17 protein-coding genes are annotated in these 18,126 nt (G+C 70.9%); 10 read left to right on the plus strand and 7 right to left on the minus strand.

Annotation, left to right across the window (positions count from 1 at the left end; genetic code table 11):
* Window positions 1-25: 25 nt before the first annotated feature.
* Complete coding sequence (locus IE206_RS13570) at window positions 26-853, minus strand: COG4705 family protein (RefSeq protein WP_189962378.1); 828 nt, start codon at window positions 851-853, stop codon at window positions 26-28.
* A 301-nt stretch (window positions 854-1,154) separates the two neighbouring features.
* On the opposite strand from IE206_RS13570, the gene efeU reads away from it, so the two are divergent.
* The 5 genes from efeU (at window position 1,155) to IE206_RS13595 (ending at window position 7,051) form a co-directional block, all read left to right on the plus strand.
* Complete coding sequence (gene efeU, locus IE206_RS13575; RefSeq protein ID WP_189962379.1) at window positions 1,155-3,263, plus strand: iron uptake transporter permease EfeU; 2,109 nt, start codon at window positions 1,155-1,157, stop codon at window positions 3,261-3,263.
* 44 nt (window positions 3,264-3,307) lie between these two features.
* Window positions 3,308-4,579, plus strand: coding sequence for an iron uptake transporter deferrochelatase/peroxidase subunit (efeB, locus tag IE206_RS13580; RefSeq protein WP_189962380.1), 1,272 nt, complete (start codon window positions 3,308-3,310; stop codon window positions 4,577-4,579).
* A gap of 142 nt (window positions 4,580-4,721) precedes the next feature.
* Complete coding sequence (locus IE206_RS13585) at window positions 4,722-5,687, plus strand: pirin family protein (protein ID WP_189962381.1); 966 nt, start codon at window positions 4,722-4,724, stop codon at window positions 5,685-5,687.
* A gap of 85 nt (window positions 5,688-5,772) precedes the next feature.
* The gene (locus IE206_RS13590) at window positions 5,773-6,111 is read left to right on the plus strand and encodes a hypothetical protein (RefSeq protein WP_189962382.1); all 339 of its coding nucleotides are present in this window, start codon (window positions 5,773-5,775) and stop codon (window positions 6,109-6,111) included.
* A gap of 382 nt (window positions 6,112-6,493) precedes the next feature.
* Window positions 6,494-7,051: a hypothetical protein gene (locus IE206_RS13595; RefSeq protein ID WP_189962383.1), complete on the plus strand. Its 558-nt coding sequence runs from the start codon at window positions 6,494-6,496 to the stop codon at window positions 7,049-7,051.
* Here the strand turns inward: IE206_RS13595 and IE206_RS13600 are convergent.
* Complete coding sequence (locus tag IE206_RS13600; RefSeq protein ID WP_189962384.1) at window positions 7,026-7,646, minus strand: antibiotic biosynthesis monooxygenase; 621 nt, start codon at window positions 7,644-7,646, stop codon at window positions 7,026-7,028. The genes IE206_RS13595 and IE206_RS13600 overlap by 26 nt on opposite strands.
* Window positions 7,647-7,809: 163 nt before the next feature.
* On the opposite strand from IE206_RS13600, the gene IE206_RS13605 reads away from it, so the two are divergent.
* Both IE206_RS13605 and IE206_RS13610 read left to right on the plus strand, forming a co-directional pair.
* Window positions 7,810-8,766 (plus strand): sigma-70 family RNA polymerase sigma factor, encoded by a 957-nt coding sequence (locus IE206_RS13605; protein ID WP_264198647.1) that lies wholly within the window; start codon window positions 7,810-7,812, stop codon window positions 8,764-8,766.
* A 62-nt stretch (window positions 8,767-8,828) separates the two neighbouring features.
* The gene (locus IE206_RS13610; protein ID WP_189962386.1) at window positions 8,829-9,392 is read left to right on the plus strand and encodes a dihydrofolate reductase family protein; all 564 of its coding nucleotides are present in this window, start codon (window positions 8,829-8,831) and stop codon (window positions 9,390-9,392) included.
* Window positions 9,393-9,416: 24 nt separating this feature from the next.
* Here IE206_RS13610 and IE206_RS43150 read toward each other — a convergent pair whose 3' ends face one another.
* Window positions 9,417-10,373 (minus strand): Rieske (2Fe-2S) protein, encoded by a 957-nt coding sequence (locus IE206_RS43150; RefSeq protein WP_189962387.1) that lies wholly within the window; start codon window positions 10,371-10,373, stop codon window positions 9,417-9,419.
* 266 nt (window positions 10,374-10,639) lie between these two features.
* Between IE206_RS43150 and IE206_RS13620 the strand changes: the two genes are divergently transcribed.
* The 3 genes from IE206_RS13620 to IE206_RS13630 all read left to right on the plus strand — a co-directional run bounded on the left by IE206_RS13620 (window position 10,640) and on the right by IE206_RS13630 (window position 13,129).
* Complete coding sequence (locus IE206_RS13620; RefSeq protein WP_189962388.1) at window positions 10,640-11,053, plus strand: STAS domain-containing protein; 414 nt, start codon at window positions 10,640-10,642, stop codon at window positions 11,051-11,053.
* A 132-nt stretch (window positions 11,054-11,185) separates the two neighbouring features.
* Window positions 11,186-12,616 (plus strand): molybdopterin-dependent oxidoreductase, encoded by a 1,431-nt coding sequence (locus IE206_RS13625; RefSeq protein WP_189962389.1) that lies wholly within the window; start codon window positions 11,186-11,188, stop codon window positions 12,614-12,616.
* A gap of 6 nt (window positions 12,617-12,622) precedes the next feature.
* Window positions 12,623-13,129, plus strand: coding sequence for a hypothetical protein (locus IE206_RS13630; protein WP_189962390.1), 507 nt, complete (start codon window positions 12,623-12,625; stop codon window positions 13,127-13,129).
* A 56-nt stretch (window positions 13,130-13,185) separates the two neighbouring features.
* Here IE206_RS13630 and IE206_RS13635 read toward each other — a convergent pair whose 3' ends face one another.
* From IE206_RS13635 to IE206_RS13650, 4 genes are all read right to left on the minus strand, one after another.
* Window positions 13,186-14,010, minus strand: a complete 825-nt coding sequence (locus IE206_RS13635; RefSeq protein WP_189962391.1) for an alpha/beta hydrolase — start codon at window positions 14,008-14,010, stop codon at window positions 13,186-13,188.
* A gap of 128 nt (window positions 14,011-14,138) precedes the next feature.
* Window positions 14,139-15,020: a geranyl diphosphate 2-C-methyltransferase gene (locus IE206_RS13640; RefSeq protein WP_373300916.1), complete on the minus strand. Its 882-nt coding sequence runs from the start codon at window positions 15,018-15,020 to the stop codon at window positions 14,139-14,141.
* A gap of 17 nt (window positions 15,021-15,037) precedes the next feature.
* Window positions 15,038-16,291, minus strand: coding sequence for a family 2 encapsulin nanocompartment cargo protein terpene cyclase (locus IE206_RS13645; protein WP_189962393.1), 1,254 nt, complete (start codon window positions 16,289-16,291; stop codon window positions 15,038-15,040).
* A 98-nt stretch (window positions 16,292-16,389) separates the two neighbouring features.
* The gene (locus IE206_RS13650) at window positions 16,390-17,802 is read right to left on the minus strand and encodes a family 2B encapsulin nanocompartment shell protein (RefSeq protein WP_189962394.1); all 1,413 of its coding nucleotides are present in this window, start codon (window positions 17,800-17,802) and stop codon (window positions 16,390-16,392) included.
* Between the last annotated feature and the right edge of the window lie 324 nt (window positions 17,803-18,126).

Here is an 18,126-nt window from a genome sequence, read left to right on the forward strand (position 1 = left end):
CCGGGCGGGCACTTCCCCGCACCCCTCAGCGCGTTGACGCGTTCCGCGGGGTGTTTTTGTGGGTTGCTGCCAAGTAGGCGACCAGGGCCACGATCGGAACGATGAGGGCCAGGGACACCGGGCCCGTGCCCCAGCCCAGGCCCGCTCGGGTGGCGGGAACACCCATCCAGTCGGCGAAGGACGCGCCGAGAGGCCTGGTCAGGACGTACGCCCACCAGAACGCGGCCACCGCGTCGAGGCCGAGGTAGCGGCCGGACAGCGCGGGCACGGCGATCAGGGCGGTGAAGAGGAATCCCGACGCGAGGTATCCGAGCTTCAGCGTGCCCGCCGTGAGGTCGCCGACCGCGGTGCCCAGGGCGAAGGTGGCGAGCACGGTGGCCCAGTAGAAGACCTCGCGGCGGCGGGTGCGGATGCTGTGGATCGACAGCGTCCGCTCGCTGACGTACCAGGCGATCAGAACGGCGGCGAGTGCCAGGGTGAAGGCCACCGCGGAGACCGTGTACGGGATGCCTGCCACCACGTGCACGACGTCGGCGGCCATGGTGCCGAACACGCTGACCATGACGATCGCCGACCAGTACGTCCACGGCCGGTATCGGTCACTCCGGAACTGCGCCACCAGCGCGGCCACCAGGCCCGCGAGCCCGAGGGCTCCGGCGGGAATGGGACCGAGGGTGCGGCCCAGGTAGTCCGACGCGGTTTCGCCCATGCCGGTGGTCAGCACCTTGACGATCCAGAAGAGGGCCGTGACCGCGGGGACCTTGCTCATGCCGGAGCCGGTCGGGGATATGGCCCGCTGGGGGCGTTCCTCCGGTACGGGCCTCGTCGTCGCCTCGCTGCTCGGCTGCCCCATGGTCGTTCCTGCCCTCCCGGCGCGGCCGCGCCCCAGCCTCAACTGCCCCTGATTCAGGCATGGTTGGGCCAATGAGTCCGACCCGAACGGCGATCGCCGCCGGGTGAATGTCTACGGGACTGTAGACGATCGACCTGTGGATCACCGGGGAGGGGTCGCTCGCTCCGGCCGGACCCCTGTCCCGTCGCCCCCTTGGGAACCCCTTGACTACACCTGTGTAGACGGCTCACAGACTCTGTGATTAAGGTATGCCTTCGCTAACTGAGGCGAGGCACGCCTTTGCGGGGCTGGGGAGAACGGCATGTGGGACGACGCGTTTCCAAGCTTCTTGATCGGTTTGAGGGAGGGGCTTGAGGCAGGACTGATCGTCTCGATCCTGGTCGCCACGCTCGTGCGCGCCGGGGCCAAGTCCCGCCTGCCGCAGGTCTGGACGGGAGTGCTCGCGGCCATCGCGCTGGCGATGAGCTTCGGCGCGGTGCTCACCTTCACCGCCGCCAGCATGTCCGGGACCGCCCAGGAGGCGTTCGGCGGCACGCTCAGCGTGATCGCCGTCGCGTTCGTGACGGCGATGGTGTTCTGGATGCGGCGGTCCGCACGCAGCCTCTCCGGTGAGATCAAGGAGAAGGTCACCGGGGCGCTCGCCATGGGCGCGGGCATGCTCGTCGTCACCTCCTTCCTCGCGGTGGGCCGCGAGGGCCTGGAGACCGCCCTGTTCCTGTGGACCACGGCCCGCGCGGCCGGTGAGTCCGCCGGCCCGATGATCGGTGCCGGGATCGGCATCGTCCTCGCCGCCGGGCTGTGCTGGGGCCTTTACCGCCGGGTCCTGAAGATCAACCTCACCAGGTTCTTCACCGCCACCGGCGCCGTCCTCATCGTCATCGCAGCCGGAGTGCTGGGCTACGGCCTGCGCGACCTCCAGGAAGGCGGGGTGCTGCCCGGCAAGACCGCGTACGCCGTGGACCTGAGCCAGAGCATCGACCCGGGCGCCTGGTACAGCACCCTCGTCCAGGGCGTGTTCAACCTGACGCCGACGATGACGTGGCTCCAGGTCGTCGCCTATGCCGGCTACCTCGGTGTGGTGATGACGCTGTTCGTACGGGGCGTGCGGACGGCCGCGGTGAAGCCTGCCAAGCCCGCGGAGTCGGCCAGGTCCGCTGAACCGGCCGCTGAAGGCGAGCCCGCCGAGAAGCCCGGGGAGCCCGCCGCCGACGGGAAGCCCGCGCAGGAGACGCGGCCCGAGGCGCCCGCGCGGCGCCGTCCCGCCTGGGTGATCCCGGCCGCTGTCGTCGCCGTCCCCGCCGTCGTTGCCGGAGCGGTCGTCGCCTTCGGCGGGTCCAAGCCCGCCGACGCGCAGACCGTCGCGGTGTCCGAGAAGGAGTGCGGCAAGGGTTTCACCGCTCCGAAGCCCGGCCGGCAGACCTTCCAGATGCACAACACCGGCGACAAGGCGTCCGAGGTCTATCTCATCGACCCCGCGAGCAACGCGGTGTACGGCGAGATCGAGGGTCTGGCCCCCGGCACCACCCGCGACCTGGTCGCCACCGTCGCGGGCGGCTCCTACGCCTGGCGCTGCGTGCCCACCGGCGGCAAGGCCGTGACCTCCGCGTCCGTACGCGTCAGCGGCGGCGCCGCGGGCAAGGCGGTCGTGCCGGTCTCCGAGGCCGACCTGGCCGCGCCCCTCACCGCGTACAAGCAGTACGTGAACCAGGGCCTGACCACCCTGGTCGCCCAGACGAAGCAGCTCAGCGACGACATAGCGGGCGGCAATCTCGACGCCGCGCGCACCGACTGGCTCACCGCGCACCGTACGTACGCCTCGCTCGGCGCCGCCTACGGCACCTTCCAGGACTTCGACAAGAAGATCAACGGGCGCACCGCAGGGCTCCCGGACGGCGTGAGCGACAAGGCCTTCACGGGCTTCCACCGGGTCGAGTACGGCCTGTGGCACGACCAGTCGGCTAGCGACCTCGCCGCGCCCGCCGCCCGCCTCGCCGAGGATGTGACGGGACTTCAAAAGGCGTTCCCCACCCAGGACTTCAACCCGGCCGACCTGCCGCTGCGCACCCACGAGATTCTGGAGAACACCCTCCAGTTCGAGCTGACCGGCGACGCCGACCAGGGCAGCGGAACCACGCTCGCCACCGCCGACGCCAACCTGGCAGGAACGCGCGAACTCCTCGGCGTGCTGCGCCCCCTGCTCGCCTCCCGCGACGCGCAGCTGCTCCCCAGGGTCGACGCCGACATCGACCGCGTACAGAAACTGCTCGACTCGGCCCACCGCGACCAGAGCTGGACGCCCGTCGACAAGCTGGACACCACGAGCCGCGCCCGCCTGAACGGCGCGACCGGTCAGCTCCTTGAGGACCTGGCCCCGGTGCCGGACCTCCTGGAGATCCGGAAGTCCGCCTGATGCACGCCGAACGACCTGCCGCACGCCCCGAAGGGAACCCCGACATGCCCGCCGAAACCCCTGCCCCGCAAGGCGGTTGCCCCGCCGGACGGCGCTCGTTCGTCAAGACGGCCCTGGGCGCGGGCGCGGCCGGTGCCGTCCTGGCCGGCGGGGGATTCGCGCTGAGCCAGGCCGGGAGCGGCGAAGCGCACGCGGCCGGGACCGCCGATGCGGGGAAGGTCCCCTTCCACGGCGCCCACCAGGCCGGCATCCTCACCGCACAGCCCGCGGCCGCCACCTTCGTGTCCCTCGACGTCATCGCCGACAGCCGCAAGGACCTCGCCGGCCTGCTGCGTACCATCACCGAACGGGCCCGCTTCCTGACCGCGGGCGGTGCCCCCGCCGACCTCGGTGTCGGCGCCCCGCCGTCCGACAACGGCATCCTCGGCCCGGAGGTCCCCGCCGACCAACTGACCGTCACGGTCGGCGTCGGCGCCTCGCTCTTCGACGACCGGTACGGACTCGCCAAGGCGAAGCCGGTCCGCCTCACGCCCATGCGGACCTTCCCCAACGACAACCTGAAGGCCGCCGAATGCCACGGCGACCTCTCGCTCCAGATCTGCGGCGCCCGCCAGGACGTGGTCCTGCACGCGCTGCGCGACATCGCCCGGCACACCCGCGGCGCCATGCAGATCAAGTGGCGCATCGACGGCTTCCAGAACGCGCCGCGCCCCACCGGCGCCCAGCGCAACCTGCTCGGCTTCAAGGACGGCATCGTCAACCCGGACGTGAAGTCCGCGCGCGAGACCGACCGGCTGATCTGGGTCGGCGACACGCTGGGCGAGCCGTCCTGGGCGGTCGGCGGCAGCTACCAGGTCATCCGCGTCATCCGCATGCTCGTCGAGTTCTGGGACCGGGTCTCGCTCACCGAGCAGGAGAAGATGTTCGGCCGCCGCAAGGACACGGGCGCCCCGCTGGACGGAGCGGTCGAGACCGACAGCCCCAACTACGCCAAGGACCCGCAGGGCAACGCGATCCCGATGGACGCGCACATCCGCCTCGCCAACCCCAGAACCCCCCAGACCGACAACACCCGTATTCTGCGCCGGGGTTACAACTACGACCGGGGCATCGACAACGTCGGCAACCTCGACATGGGCCTGGTCTTCTGCAGCTACCAGCAGGACGTCAAGCGGCAGTTCGAGGCGACCCAGGAGCGGCTCATCGACGAGCCACTGGTCGACTACATCTCCCCGACCGGCGGCGGCTACTTCTTCGCGCTGCCGGGCGTGAAGGACTCCTCGGACTGGCTGGGCCGGGGGCTGCTCGGGGCCTGAGGCGGCCGTTCCGTCCGAGGCAGCGGTACCTGCGGCCGGCTGACCTGCCGCAACACGAAGAGCTGCGGGCCATCGGCGGGACCTGGCAGGGTTGTGCCAGGATCCTGGGGCTCCGTGCCCCGCGAGGGAATAGGTTGACCGCATGAGCAATCTCGATCGCCAGCCCGCGCTCTCCGTCTGCGGCGGACGCGGCTTCGTCGTGGCCGAGCCGGTGCGCGAGCTTCTCTCGCCCCGCACCGTGCAGCTCGGCGAGTCCACCGAGGTACGCAGACTGCTGCCGAACCTCGGCCGCCGGATGGTCGGCGCCTGGGCCTTCGTCGACCACTACGGCCCCGACGACATCGCCGACGAACCCGGCATGCAGGTGGCGCCCCACCCCCACATGGGCCTGCAAACAGTGAGCTGGCTGCACCAGGGAGAGGTGCTGCACCGCGACAGCCTGGGCAGCCTTCAGACCGTACGCCCCCGAGAGCTTGGCCTGATGACCTCCGGCCGGGCCATCAGCCACTCGGAGGAAACCCCCAAGTCGCACAGCCGCTTCCTGCACGGCGCCCAGCTGTGGGTCGCCCTGCCCGACGCCCACCGCCACGTCGAGCCGCACTTCCAGCACCACGCCGACCTGCCGCACGTCACCGCACCCGGCATCGACGCGACGGTCATCCTGGGCGAACTCGACGGCGCCACGTCACCGGGCAGCACCTACACCCCGATCGTCGGGGCGGACCTGTCCCTCACGGCAGGCGCCGAAACGCGACTGCCCCTGAACCCCGACTTCGAATACGCCGTCCTCGCGATGTCCGGCGAGGCCCACGTGGACGAGGTACCGGTCCTCCCCGGCTCGATGCTCTACCTGGGCTGCGGCCGCACCGAACTCCCCCTCAGGGCCACCTCCGACGCGGCCGTGATGCTGCTTGGCGGCGAGCCGTTCGAGGAGGAGATCGTGATGTTCTGGAACTGGATCGGCCGCTCCAACGAGGAGATCCAGCAGGCCCGTTCGGACTGGATGACAGGCTCGCGCTTCGGCGAGGTAAAGGGCTACGACGGCGCCCCGATCCCGGCCCCGGAACTGCCGGCGGTACCGCTGAAGCCCCGGGGGAGGGTGCGCTGACCCGGGACGACGTCCGGCTGCCGGCAACGGGCCCCACCGGCCGAAACCTGTTCCACCGCGATCAGTACGCCCGTAACGTCCTGCCATGATCACTCCTGGCGAGTCGGCGTACGAATTCCGCGTGGCCCGGCCCGAGGACGCCAAGGCCATCAGGGCCCTCGACGGCTCCTTCACGACCAGCACCGTTTTCGAAGTCTCCGTCTCGCAGCACGGGTTCGCGCTCCGGGAGATCCCCGTGCACCCGCCGCTGACCAAGGTCTTCCCCGACGACGAGTCCGACGAGGACGACGTAGACGACGAGGACTCCGGCAGCCGCACCGTCGTCGCCGTCGGCGTGGACGGCGACCTTGCCGGTTTCGTCGCCGTCTCCTACTCCCCGTGGAACCGGCGGCTCACCATCACGGGGGCGTCGGCCGCGCGCTGATGGGTCGCGCCGTTCTGTCCCTGAGCCGAGAGCTGGCGGCGACGCTGGTGGACGGGCTCGTGGTCGCTCCGGGGGCAAGCCCGTCCGGCCCGAACTCCGCTATTGCGGCTACGAGATCCGGCCCGGATGGGATCATGTCCGTTGCCGGCCGGGCAGCATCGTCGATCGAGAAGGACAAGGGCACGGGTCTGCTGCCGGGCGAACTGGCCCGCGCGGTACTGCTGTTGGTCGCCAGGAGCCCGCGGCTGTTCGCCGCCCGCGGCGGGTATGTGCTCGGCATCCCGGCCGACAGCCTGACCAACATCCTGGACGAGGCCCAGCGCTACTTGGCCTGGCTGGGAGCCCAGGGCGAGCTGGGCACCGTCCCCCCTGGGCGGCCGTTGTGGCCGCGGACCTCGCCGAGCGCATCCGCTGGCGGGCACTGGGGCCGGGGCGCGGTGCCGGCCGGCTGCTGTGGATGTGCGGGCGCATGGCCACGCCGCGGCTCGCCACCCGTCTTGTCCCGCGCCTGTGGAGGGCGGCGCGGGACCGGGGCGTGGGCGCCCCCGACTGGACGGGCGCCACCCCGCCTCGCGAGAGTGCGCTCTCACCGGAGCGCTACCGCACCCTGCTGAAGCAACGTGCCACCGGCACCGCGTTCACCTCCCACGCCGGCTCCCTGCACGTCGATGCCCCGCACGGCGCGGTGATCTGCCTCTGGAACGGTGCGACCACGGCGCGGTACACGGCGGACGGCACACCGACCCGCCTGGACCACCCGCACTCGGACCCCGAAGATCCCTCGCCGGGCCGACGAGGGGCGGCGGTCTTCACTCGTGGCGACCGCTTCTCGGCCGGCTGGCTCGCGGTCTGCAACGGAGCCGGGATGAGTCCTCCCCGCACGTCGACTCCGTCAGCGGGGCCGAAGAACTCCTTCAAGCCTGCGGCCGGTGCGCCATGATCAGCTCGAACTCCTCCAGGCTCCGCAGCCTCGCGTCGAGCTTCTTGAGGGACGCGCCGCGGATCGCCGACTGCGGCCCCCGCGAGGCGATCAGCGTGGCCTTGTCGCGGAACATCGCGCCGACGTGCGCGCGCCCCTTTGCGGCGTTCAGGAAGAGCGTCGCGCTGACCGCACCGTCGAGGGCCTCCAGCTGGGGGCGGCCCCCCTCATCGAACGACTTTGCGAACGCGGCCGCGTCGGCGGGGTCGAACTCCACGTACCCGGCCCGCATCCACATGCCCGGCGTCACCTTGGGCGCGGGTGTGTAGGACACGGCCTCCCAGTTGTCGGCCGTCACCGTGTCCGCGAAGGGCGCGAGGAGCTCCAGGCGTCGCTCGCGCAGCCGCGTGTCGCTCTCCGCCCGGGCGCTCTCGCTCTCCCACCAGGACCCCATGAGGATCTTGCCGATCTCGCGGTCCGCGAACAGCCCGAAACGGTGATACCCGGGGTTCTGGGCGAGTAGCCCGGGGGCCTCGCTGCGGAAGGCGTCGAGCACCCCGTCGAGCTTGGCCGGGTCGCCGGTGACGTAGATGGTGCGCAGGTACCAGGTCTGCATGGCTCGTCCTGTCGGAGGGAGGGTCCCGCGGCGGTGGCACGCGGCTCCCTTCCATGCGAAGCCGAGCCGGGCCGGTCCGCGATACGAGTGGCCCATCCGGCTTACCCGGGGCCCGGCCCCGTACCACAGGGGTCTGGCCGTACCAGGGCCTCACGTCGACGGCGTGCGGCATGATGAGCGGGTGGAATTCGAGCCGTACCGGGGCGAGTTGCTGGCGTTCTGCTATCGGATGCTGGGTTCGTACCACGAGGCCGAGGACCTGGCGCAGGAGACTCTGCTGCGTGCCTGGAAGGCGCGCGACCGGTACGACCCGGCGCGCGCGTCGGTGCGGACCTGGCTGTACCGGATCGCGACCAACGTGTGCCTGACCGCGCTCCAAGGGCGCGGGCGGCGTCCGCTGCCGTCCGGGCTGGGCGCGCCGAGCGACGACTGGGGAGCGCCGCTCACACCGGCGCTCGACGTCCCCTGGCTGGAGCCGTTTCCCGAGGCGCGGTTCGACGTGGAGGTGCGGGCCGACCTGCGGCTCGCCTGGGTGGCGGCCACACAGCTCCTGCCGGCGCGACAGCGCGCCGTACTCGTCCTGCGCGAGGTACTGGAGTTCTCGGCTGCCGAGGTCGCCGGGCAGTTGGGGACCACCGTGGCCGCGGTCAACAGCGCATTGCAACGCGCCCGCGCCACCCTCGCGGCCGCAGGCGACGCCGAGGAGTTCCGCGAGCCGGGCGATCCCGGGGTACGGGCCGTCGTGCAGCGCTATGCGCGGGCCTTCGAGGCCGCCGACGTGCCCGCGCTGGTGCGGTTGCTGGCCGAGGACGCGGTCCTGGAGATGCCGCCGGTTCCCCTGTGGTTCCGGGGCAGCGGCGACTACGCCCTGTTCATGGAGCGCGTCTTCCGGACGCGTGGCACCGGCTGGGCCCTACGGGAGCTCACCGCGAACGGGCAGCCGGCGCTGGCGGCGTACGTGAGGGAGACCGGTGGAGGGCACCGGCTGCACACCCTCCAGGTGCTCACCGTCACCGACGGCCTTGTGGCGCGCAACGTCGTCTTCGCCGACCCGGTCGTCTTCGACGCCTTCGCGCTGCCGCGGCGCCTTCCTGCCGGGAATCTCGCGCCGGAGCGATGAGCCGGGCGGAGGCCGCCGGTATGTACCGGTGAGCATGAGACCCGAGCGAGAGGACCATCGCCATGAGCATCATCGTGATCGGATTCGTCACCCTGGACGGGATCGTGACCGACCCCACCGGTTCGGAGGGAACGCCGCTGGGCGGCTGGGCGCTGCGGCACGGCCGTGAAGCAATCGACGGGGACAAGTTCCGGCTCGGCCGCACGCTGGACGACGGCGTGCTGCTGTTCGGGCGCACCACCTGGCAGATCTTCTCGCGGCTGTGGCCGGGACGCGAGGGCCCGTTCGCCGCGCGCATGAACGCCGTCCCGAAACTGGTCGCCTCCCGCACACTGAGCGACGCGGACAGCGCGGCCTGGGCGAACTCCACGATCCTGGAAGGCGACGTCATCGACGCGGTCAAGCAGGAACCGCGCGACGTGGTCGTCATCGGCAGCCTCAGCCTCGTACACCGGCTCATGACCGAGGAGCTGATCGACGAGTACCGGCTGCTGACCTTTCCCACCGTCCTCGGCACCGGTGACCGGCTCTTCCCCGCGGGCGGTCGGCCGGCGCATCTGGAGTGCGTGTCGGCGGAACAGGCCGGCGCCGCCGTCCTCACCCGCTATCGCAGGGCCTCTCGATGACGGACCGCTTCGTCGTCCTGTGGGTCACCCTGCCGAGGGGAGACGGACCCGCAGGACGCCGTTCTCGGTCACCTCGGTCTCGAACACGGGCTGCGGCGCCGTAGCGGGGCCGCGCACGATCATGCCGTCGGACAGGCGGAACACGCTTGAATGCAAAGGGCATTCGACGCATCCGTCGGTCACTTCGCCTTCGGAGAGGCGGCCGGAGAAGTGGCTGCATCCGTCGGCCAGCACATGGACGTCACCGTCCGCTGTCCGCAGCACGAACAGGGGCACCGTGCCCAGCATGCGCTGGACCGCCTCGCCCACCGGGAGTTCCTGCGCGCTGCCCAGGCTGTGCCAGCCGGGTTCCACGAGGTGCGTCAGGGCCGCCGTCTTGTTGGAGCCGGCCGACTGCCGGAAGGCGAGGTGACCGCCGATCACTCCGCCCAGACCGGCCGCAGCGAGCCCGGCGAACGCCAAGGCCCTGCCGAGCACCGGCCTGCCCCGGCCGCGGACCTTCCAGGAACCCGCGTACAGGCCGATCGCCACGGCGTTCGATGCGGCGTGCACCAACCCGGTGCGCAGCTGCTCCTCGGGCTGCTCCGCCCAGTCCGCCCACCCGGCCCAGGCAGCAGGCGCCGCGGACACCACACCCACGCCCACCAGCAGGCGCGCGTTACGGCCCGCCCCCGGGACCAGGTCCAGTACCGCCGCGGAGATCCAGGCGCCCATCGGCACCTGGACCAGGGCCGGGTGGAGCGGATGGCCGATCTGCCGACCGTGCAGAACGTCGCGGAAACTCCCCAGCGGAAGACCGCGCACGGCCTTCTGCAGGGGGGTGGTCACGCGGTCCAGGGCCTCGGCCCTGCCCAAGGCGTCGAGCGCTTTGAGGAGCGTCGGGATCCGCCCGGCGGATTCTGCCCGGCACACCTCACCCGGGCCGTCCGGGGCCCCGCCCGTCACCGTTGGCTTCGCGAAGATCGCGGACAGCAGTCGCATGTGGTGCGGGTTTCCTGCCCGCCCGAGGCCCAAACGCCCCGGTACGTTCTCCACCCCGCTCGGCCCATCGCCACAGCGGCGCGGCGCTCGGGTGAGTCGCCCTGCGTGTGCTTCCGGTACGTCGCCCGTGCCCGCACCGTAGGACGCTGGTTTCACGCAATCAAAAGGTGGAATCCAATTTCCGGTATCTATTGACGCATGACGGCGTGGAAGGGGAGATTGAAGGAGACCGACGTAGCCGGGTGGAGTCCTCTTGGGAGGCTGCCGTGGAAGCTTCAGAGCTGTTCCCGCGAGCCGCGGGCATCGAGGTGTTCCCTTCCACCGAGTCGTCGGCGCCTGCTGAGGTCGGGCGTACGGTCGTCCTGGTCGAAGGCGAGCTCGACCTCGACAGCGCGCAGACCCTGTACCAGCAACTGCGCAGGGCGTTGGACCGCTCGGTGGGCGGCTTGGTCATCGACTTTCAAGGCGTCGGCTTCTGCGACTGCTCCGGACTGAACACACTGCTCCGTGTGCGCCACCGTGCTCTGGCACAGGGCAAGACGATCAGCATCCGGGCGGCGGGCCCCGCGGTGGACAGGCTCTTGGCGATGACCCGTACCCGCGCCCTCTTCACCTCCTCCGGCCATACCCGCCCCCGGCCCGATGCGCCCCCGTCCCGGGCACTGGGGCATCCGGCCTGAACCCACGACACGGGCGGACAGCCGGGCGGCCAATGGCGATATGTGGCGGTTTCACTGGTTGAGTGTCGGAAGACATCGTTGTGGTCGACCGCTCGTCCTTGAGGGTCCGCCCCGACACGAAGGAGACGGCTCATGGGCAGTGGCGGACGGCCGCCGGCCTCCGGCCCGCCCGGTGGGCCGAGACGCTCGCCGCCGGACGAGGCGCATGAACCCGGGCGTCTCGAACGGCTCGGCGCCGCGACGGCAGCCCGTGCGGCCGCGGCTGCGGCGGTTGCACGGGCGACGGCGCAGCGGATTGGCCGGACGCCTCCGCCTCCGGGACCCTTCCGCCCCGGATTCTGGCGCAGTCCGATCCGCGGTCCCTGGCTGACGTCGGTGTTCGGCCTGCTGCTCCTTGTCGGCATCCCGGTGCTGTTCGTCACCGGGATGCTCTCGTACGCCGCCTACAACCCCGGTCTGGGCAACGACCAGACCCCCACCAAGGGGCTGCTGGGCTTCTACCTCTTCGACTGGCCCACCCACCCCTACTGGCTCTACCGGCTGACCCAGGGTGTGCACGTCACGCTCGGCGTGGTCCTCGTGCCGGTGCTCCTTGCCAAGCTGTGGTCGGTCATCCCGAAGCTGTTCGAGTGGCTTCCGGTCCGCACCGTCGCGCACGGCCTGGAGCGGCTCTCCCTGCTGATGCTGGTGGGTGGGGTCATCTTCGAGTTCGTGACCGGAATCCTCAACATCCAGCTCTACTACGTCTTCCCGGGCTCCTTCTACACCCTGCATTTCTACGGTGCCTGGGTGTTCATCGCCGCGTTCGTGGTCCATGTGGCACTCCGGCTCGGCCGGATGACGCGTGCCCTCGGCTCCCGCGATCTGGCCGCCGAGCTCCGCACCGGGGTGGCGGGCACCCGGCCCGAGCCCCCCGACCCGGACGGCCTGGTTCCGGCCGCGCCCGCGGCGCCGACGATGTCGCGCCGCGGTGCCGTGGGGATGGTGGGGGCGGGGTCACTGCTCCTGCTGGTGGTGACCGCGGGGCAGAGCATCGGCGGCCGGCTGCGCAGCACCGCCCTCCTCGCGCCGCACAACCGGGACCCGGGCAGCGGGCCCAACGGCTTCCAGATCAACAAGACGGCCGCGGCCGTCGGGGTCTCCGCGTCCCACGTCGGCCCGAGCTGGCGACTGGAGGTGAACGGCCACGGACCGGCGCTGGTCTTCACGCGTGAGCAACTTCTGACGATGCGTCAGTACACGGCCGCGCTGCCCATCGCCTGTGTGGAAGGGTGGTCCACCGCCGACCAGCACTGGAGCGGCCTGCGCCTCACCGACCTCGCCGCCATGTCGGGACTGCCCGACGCGGGAAGCGTCCTTGTGGAATCCGTGCAACCGCCCGGCCCCTACAGTTCGGTGGTCCTGCGCGGCAACCAGATCCACGACCCACGGGCCCTGCTCGCCCTGCACGTCAACGGGGCGGATCTCTCACTCGACCACGGCTACCCGGCCCGCGTCATCGTCCCGGCCAACCCCGGCGTGAACAACACCAAGTGGGTGCACCGGCTTACCTTCAGGACCTGACTGCCCATGGCACGCTTCGGCCGCTGGTACGGCTCCGGGCCCCTCCATCTCCTGGCGCTGATCTGCTCGTTCGCGCTCACCGGCTACGCGCTGGTGCGGCTGTTCGCGGTCCGGCCGCTCGATGTGGCGGTGTGGTTCGTGGGAGCGGCGATCCTCCACGACCTGATCCTGCTCCCGCTGTACTCGCTCGCCGACCTCTCGGCCCAGTCCGTACTGCGCCACCGCACCGGCCGCGTGCCGGAGGTGCCGTGGATCAACTACCTGCGCGTGCCCACCTTCCTGTCCGGCGTGCTGCTCCTCGTGTGGTTCCCGCTCATCCTCGATCTGGCGGTCCCTTACGAAGGCGCCACGCGGCTGGCCGAAAACGTCTACCTCGGCCGATGGCTGGTGATCACCGCAGTGCTCTTCGGCGCTTCGGCAGTGGCCTTCGCCCTCACCTTGCGCCGCCTCCGTCGGGCCGCCCATGCCGACGACGAGGAGCGCCCCGCATCAGGCGACGACGCCGCGCGGTGAGCCCCCGCCGATCTGCCCCGCGCGCAGCCGGGGGCCGGCGCGAGCGGGCGATCCGCTCACCGGGAATCGCGCGAACCGTGGTGATCCAGATGCTTCCGCAGGAACGCGATCTCCGCCTCGGCGGCCTGCTCGTGCGACTCCAGGAACGGGGCGTAATGGCGGCCGGGCAGATGCACCACCTGGGCATCCGGCGCGTTCGCGGCCGCCTGGACAGCGGGGGCCACGAGCACGCTCCGGTCCTGGTCGCAGACGACCACCAGCAGAGGGCACCGGATCCGGGAGGCGTGACGGCCGGGCCGGTACCCGCCGACCTGGAGGGCGATCCTCGCGGCGACCGTCTGTTCCCAGTTCGTGTGGCGGCCCTCGGGGTCGGGAGCCCGGTCGCCGTCCATGGCGTCGGGCGTCGTCAGCGAGGCGACGGCGCCGCGCGGACCAGCGGCGGGGGCCAGGAGCGGCGGACGCCCGGCCAGACCGCCGAGCGCGTCCGCGACACCCAGGCCGAGGAGCCGCAGCAGCGCGCCTGGTGTCATGGAACGCAGGGCGTTGGGAGCGATCGCGCGGCCGTCGACCAGCGGCGGCTGTGCGATCGCGCAGGCCGGCCGGGGGTGGTCGGCCGCGACATGGAAGACGTGGCCGCCCGCGAGCGAGAAGCCCCACACCGAGATCCCGTCCGGGTCGACACCGGGCAGACCGGCCGCGTACTCGATCGCGGCGTGCCAGTCGGCGACCTGCTCGTTGATGCGGACGATCCGGCGCGGCGTGCCCCCGCTCTCCCCGAACCGCCGGTGGTCGAAGGCGAGGACGGCGAAACCCGCGTCGTTGAACCGTGCGGCGAACAGGTCCGACGCCGGTTCCTCGGTCACCGCGGTGCCGCCGACCATCGGCACCGGTCCAGCCGCGAAGGTGACTTCCTGTGCGTCAACTCCCCTTTATCTAGGTCGAGTTGAACGCCCCGGCCGCGTTCCGGGGAGTCAATCCCCGGAACGCGGCCTCTCCGGTCGGCAGGCGGTCAGACTCGGTCGGCCGCGATCAGGACGTACTGGAACGAGCCGTCCCGGTACGAGTTGATGAACGCCTCCTCGATGCCCGTGACCAGCGACGACGTGGCCCGCAGCTCCCAGTACGGCAGGGTGTCGGGGGTGAGGTCGATGACGGCCTGGGGGACGAGGCGGTTGTCGGCCATCGCGCGCAGGTACTCGCGCCGCGAGTGGATGTTGCACTCGAAGTGCGCGTTGATCTGCGAGACCCACTTCGAGGGCTGGCCGTACCGCGGGTTCCAGCAGCCGGTGATGGTCACGTAGCGACCGCCGACCTTGAGGATGCGGGAGTGCTCGGCGAAAAGGTCGTGCAGGTCGACGTACATGCTCGACTCGTTGTTCCACGAGGCCGCGGCCTGCCCGGTCTCGAACGGCGTGGAGAGCATGTTGCAGACGCGGGCGCGGACGTGGTCCTGGATGTGGAGTTCGCCCGCGCGCCGGTTGGCGAACTCGGCCTGCTTGGCCGACAGGGTGACACCTTCGACCTTGCATCCGAAGCGCTGGTGCGCCATCACCATCGAGCCGCCCCGGCCGCAGCCGGCGTCCACCAGGGTGTCGTCCCGCCCGATGTCGCCGAGGTGCTCCAGGAGAAGCTCGGCCTGCGCCGACTCCAGCCGGTGCAGCTCGGTGATCAGCTTCTTCTCGCTCTCGCTGTCGTTGGCGTCGCCGAGCGCGGCATGGTCGACCTCACCGATGCCGTAGTGGTGGTGGTAGAGACCGTCGACATCGCCGAGCCGCAGATTCACGGGCCTCGCCTCGCCGTCCCAGTACCGGGCGATGTCCCCCTGGTAGGGAGTCGCCGGGTTGGGGATGAAGACGGAGGCGTCGGCGGCGGTGAGTTCGGTGCTGGTCACAGATGAGTCCATTCTTCCTACCAGAAGTCCGGCAGGCTGTAGCGATAGGTGTTCGTTTGGTGCCAGTGGTGATTGCCGTCGACCCACGCGGCAACGCCTCGTAGGAAGCGCTGCACACTTGGGACGGGGCAGTCGGCGGCCAGGGCCGCGGCTTCGGTCTCGAAGTCGTGCATGAGGTCGTTGTGGACCTCGACCGACTTCAGATAGGCGTCCCGGTCGGAGAGGCCCTCACGTTCGGCGATCACGACCGGCAGGTTCAAGTGACGCCCGGGAGCGTCGAGTTCCTTGGTGTACGAGTACAGGTCGTTCACGATGGTCGTCGCGTTGCCCGCGAGCGCGATGACCTTCTGCATGGCGGGTTGCGCGTGCAGGTCCGCGGGCAGTTCGTAGCCGCCGACGGTGTCGGTGATGGTGGGGCAGGGGCGGAAGTTGTTGAACTGACGCATCGCCAGGTACTCCCACACCTCGGGTACGTGGTCCTGCTGGGCCCACGCGGCCTCGGCGAGGTAGCCCATGTGCAGCCGGGCCATGTCGTGCCGGAACCGGTCGGTCTGCGAGGCACTCGCCGTCTGGGCGAAGTACTCCATGGCCGAGCGGTACGCGCGGCGCGGCGCGTCCGAGTGGAGCGACTTGGCCCACTCCGGCTGGTACTCCCGCGTCGTGTGCAGCGGGTCGAGTGCGGTGTGGGCGAGCAGAAGGCGTTCGCCGAGGCCGATCGGCGAGCCGCCGTGGTCCTCGCAGTAGCAGTCGTCCACGGCGTTCTCCGCCACCATCAGGCGGGTGGCGAGCATCAGGTGGTCGATGGTGGGCGCGTCCGGATGGCAGCCGACCATGTAGCGGCCCACGGAGAAGCCGTCGAACTCCTCCTCCCAGTCGTCCGGATACAGCGAAACCTCGTCCAGCGCCCAGGACTTGATCCGGCGGCTGACCTCCTCGACCCGCACCGGGTCGGGCTCGGGCACCGGGTGGTGGTAGAGGCCCGGAATCGGCGTGCCCTGCGCAGCCGCCGGCGCCTGCGGCTCCTCCGGCAGGGTCAGACGCAGGCCCGCCGTGCCCAGGCCGGTGGGGCCGCGCAGGACCCGGTCCAGACCGGCGCTCGGTGCCGGTACCTCGGCTGAAGGGGCGGGCAAGGCGGGTGTTCCTGGTGGGCCGCCGGTGGCTGCCGTGATGTCTCGGGCGCGGGCCGCGGCATCGGCGAGGACGTACGCCCCGAAGTGGGCAGCCGCCTCGGGCAGGCTCGACTGCGGAAGTGTCGGCTCAGGCGCGGGCATCCATGGCTCCTTGATGGGGTGGGCGTTCTGCCAGGGGTGTTTCGGGCTGCGCGACCGCGCCGGAAGGGGGCGGCGCCACGCCGGGCGGGCAGGGTCCGCTAGCTGATCCGGCGGGCGATCTGCACGTTCTCCAGGACGCCGAGCGCGTCCGGCACGAGAATGGCGGCGGAGTAATAGGTACTGACGAGGTAGGAGGTGATCGCCTGCTCGTCGAGGCCCATGAAGCGGACCGACAGACCCGGTTCGTACTCGTCCGGCAGCCCGGTCTGGCGCAGGCCGATGACGCCCTGGTTGTCCTCACCGGTACGCATGATGAGGATCGAGCTGGTCTTCTCCTTGGTGATCGGGATCTTGTCGCAGGGCAGGATCGGGACCCCGCGCCAGGCCTGGACCCGCCGGCCGTCGAGGTCGACCTGGTCCGGACACAGCCCGCGCGCGTTGAACTCACGCCCGATCGCGGCGATCGCCAAGGGGTGCGCCAGATAGAACTTGGAGCCGCGCCGGCGGCAGAGCAGCTCGTCCATGTCGTCCGGGGTCGGCGGGCCCGAGCGCGGCTGGATGCGCTGCTTGAAGTCGGCGTTGTGGAGCAGCCCGAACTCCCGGTTGTTGATCAGCTCGTGCTCCTGGCGCTCGCGCAACGCCTCGACGGTGAGCCTGAGTTGCTCCTTGGTCTGGTTCATCGGACCGTTGAAGAGGTCGGCGACCCTCGTGTGGACCCGCAGAATGGTCTGCGCGGCCGAGAGCTCGTACTCGCGCGGGTGGGCTTCGTAGTCGGCGAACGCGCCGGGCAGGCCATGCTCGCCGTGGTGGCCGGCGGACATCGCGATCTCCGCCTCGCCGCGGTGGTTCTGGCGCTGACGGGGGAGCGACTTGAAGCCTTCGACGTGGTCGCGCAGGTCCGGCGCCGCGGACAGCACGGCCTCGAAGTCGGCGCGGGACAGGGAGAGCAGGGTGCCCGAGGTCTCGGCGGTGGCGGTGTGCTCCCACCGGGCGTTCTCGTCGAGGAGGGCGTGCTCGCCGAACCGGTCGCCGTCGCCGAGCACGTCCAGGGCGAGCTCGTCTCCGTACCCGCCGACGGAGGTCTGGCTGATCCGGCCGTGGGCGATCAGGTGGAGCCGGTCCGCGGGCGCGCCGCGCTCGACCAGCGTCTCGCCGGCCTCGAAGTCGCGCTGGACGCAGCGACCGGCGATCGCGGTAAGGACCTCCACGTCGTCGAAGCCGCGCAGCAGGGCCAGTTCCCCCAGTTCACGGGGGATCACCCGGACGTCGGCGCCGTCCTGGACGAACTCCACCCGCCCGTCGCCGACGGTGTAGGTGAGGCGCCGGTTCACCCGGTAGACCCCGCCCTTGGTCTCCACCCAGGGGAGCATCCGCAGCAGCCAGCGATCGGAGATCTCCTGCATCTGCGGGGCGGACTTGGTCGTGGTGGCAAGGTTGCGTGCGGCCGCCGTGCCCAGGCTGGACTGCCGCGGCGGCTCCAATTGGGTGTCGGGGCTCGAATCAACAGTCATCGGCGAGCTCTCCTTGGTCAGGGCGGTGACGCACGTACGTGGACGCTGCCGGGCAAGCGGAGGGAAAACGGGGTATACGAACGGGAATCCGTCCAGAGCCAGAAGGACACTAACGGCCGGTTCGCCCCCTGGACCAAGGAAAGCCGGGGACATTAGCTCGATACGATGATCGCGCCCGCGAGATGTTTGGCGGGCCACCGACGGAATCCGGCCACGCTGGACGGCGCGTTCCGGTGGGGGGTTTGGCTCCGCGGAGCGGGGTGCTTGAGCCGGCGCGGCACCGCGATTGGCGTGCGGATGGCTGGCTGGGCCGGCGGGTGACGG

Source organism: Streptomyces violascens, from assembly GCF_014649955.1.
GTDB classification, from domain to species: Bacteria; Actinomycetota; Actinomycetes; order Streptomycetales; family Streptomycetaceae; genus Streptomyces; species Streptomyces violascens.

Coding starts and splice junctions, on each gene's coding strand:
- IE206_RS13610 (WP_189962386.1), top strand. CDS start 8,829: ATGAGCATCATCGTGATCGGATTCGTCACCCTGGACGGGATCGTGACC.
- IE206_RS13590 (WP_189962382.1), top strand. CDS start 5,773: ATGATCACTCCTGGCGAGTCGGCGTACGAATTCCGCGTGGCCCGGCCC.
- IE206_RS13585 (WP_189962381.1), top strand. CDS start 4,722: ATGAGCAATCTCGATCGCCAGCCCGCGCTCTCCGTCTGCGGCGGACGC.
- efeU (WP_189962379.1), top strand. CDS start 1,155: ATGTGGGACGACGCGTTTCCAAGCTTCTTGATCGGTTTGAGGGAGGGG.
- IE206_RS13650 (WP_189962394.1), bottom strand. CDS start 17,802: ATGACTGTTGATTCGAGCCCCGACACCCAATTGGAGCCGCCGCGGCAG.
- efeB (WP_189962380.1), top strand. CDS start 3,308: ATGCCCGCCGAAACCCCTGCCCCGCAAGGCGGTTGCCCCGCCGGACGG.
- IE206_RS13570 (WP_189962378.1), bottom strand. CDS start 853: ATGGGGCAGCCGAGCAGCGAGGCGACGACGAGGCCCGTACCGGAGGAA.
- IE206_RS13635 (WP_189962391.1), bottom strand. CDS start 14,010: ATGGTCGGCGGCACCGCGGTGACCGAGGAACCGGCGTCGGACCTGTTC.
- IE206_RS13600 (WP_189962384.1), bottom strand. CDS start 7,646: ATGCAGACCTGGTACCTGCGCACCATCTACGTCACCGGCGACCCGGCC.
- IE206_RS13630 (WP_189962390.1), top strand. CDS start 12,623: ATGGCACGCTTCGGCCGCTGGTACGGCTCCGGGCCCCTCCATCTCCTG.
- IE206_RS13645 (WP_189962393.1), bottom strand. CDS start 16,291: ATGCCCGCGCCTGAGCCGACACTTCCGCAGTCGAGCCTGCCCGAGGCG.
- IE206_RS13625 (WP_189962389.1), top strand. CDS start 11,186: ATGGGCAGTGGCGGACGGCCGCCGGCCTCCGGCCCGCCCGGTGGGCCG.
- IE206_RS43150 (WP_189962387.1), bottom strand. CDS start 10,373: ATGCGACTGCTGTCCGCGATCTTCGCGAAGCCAACGGTGACGGGCGGG.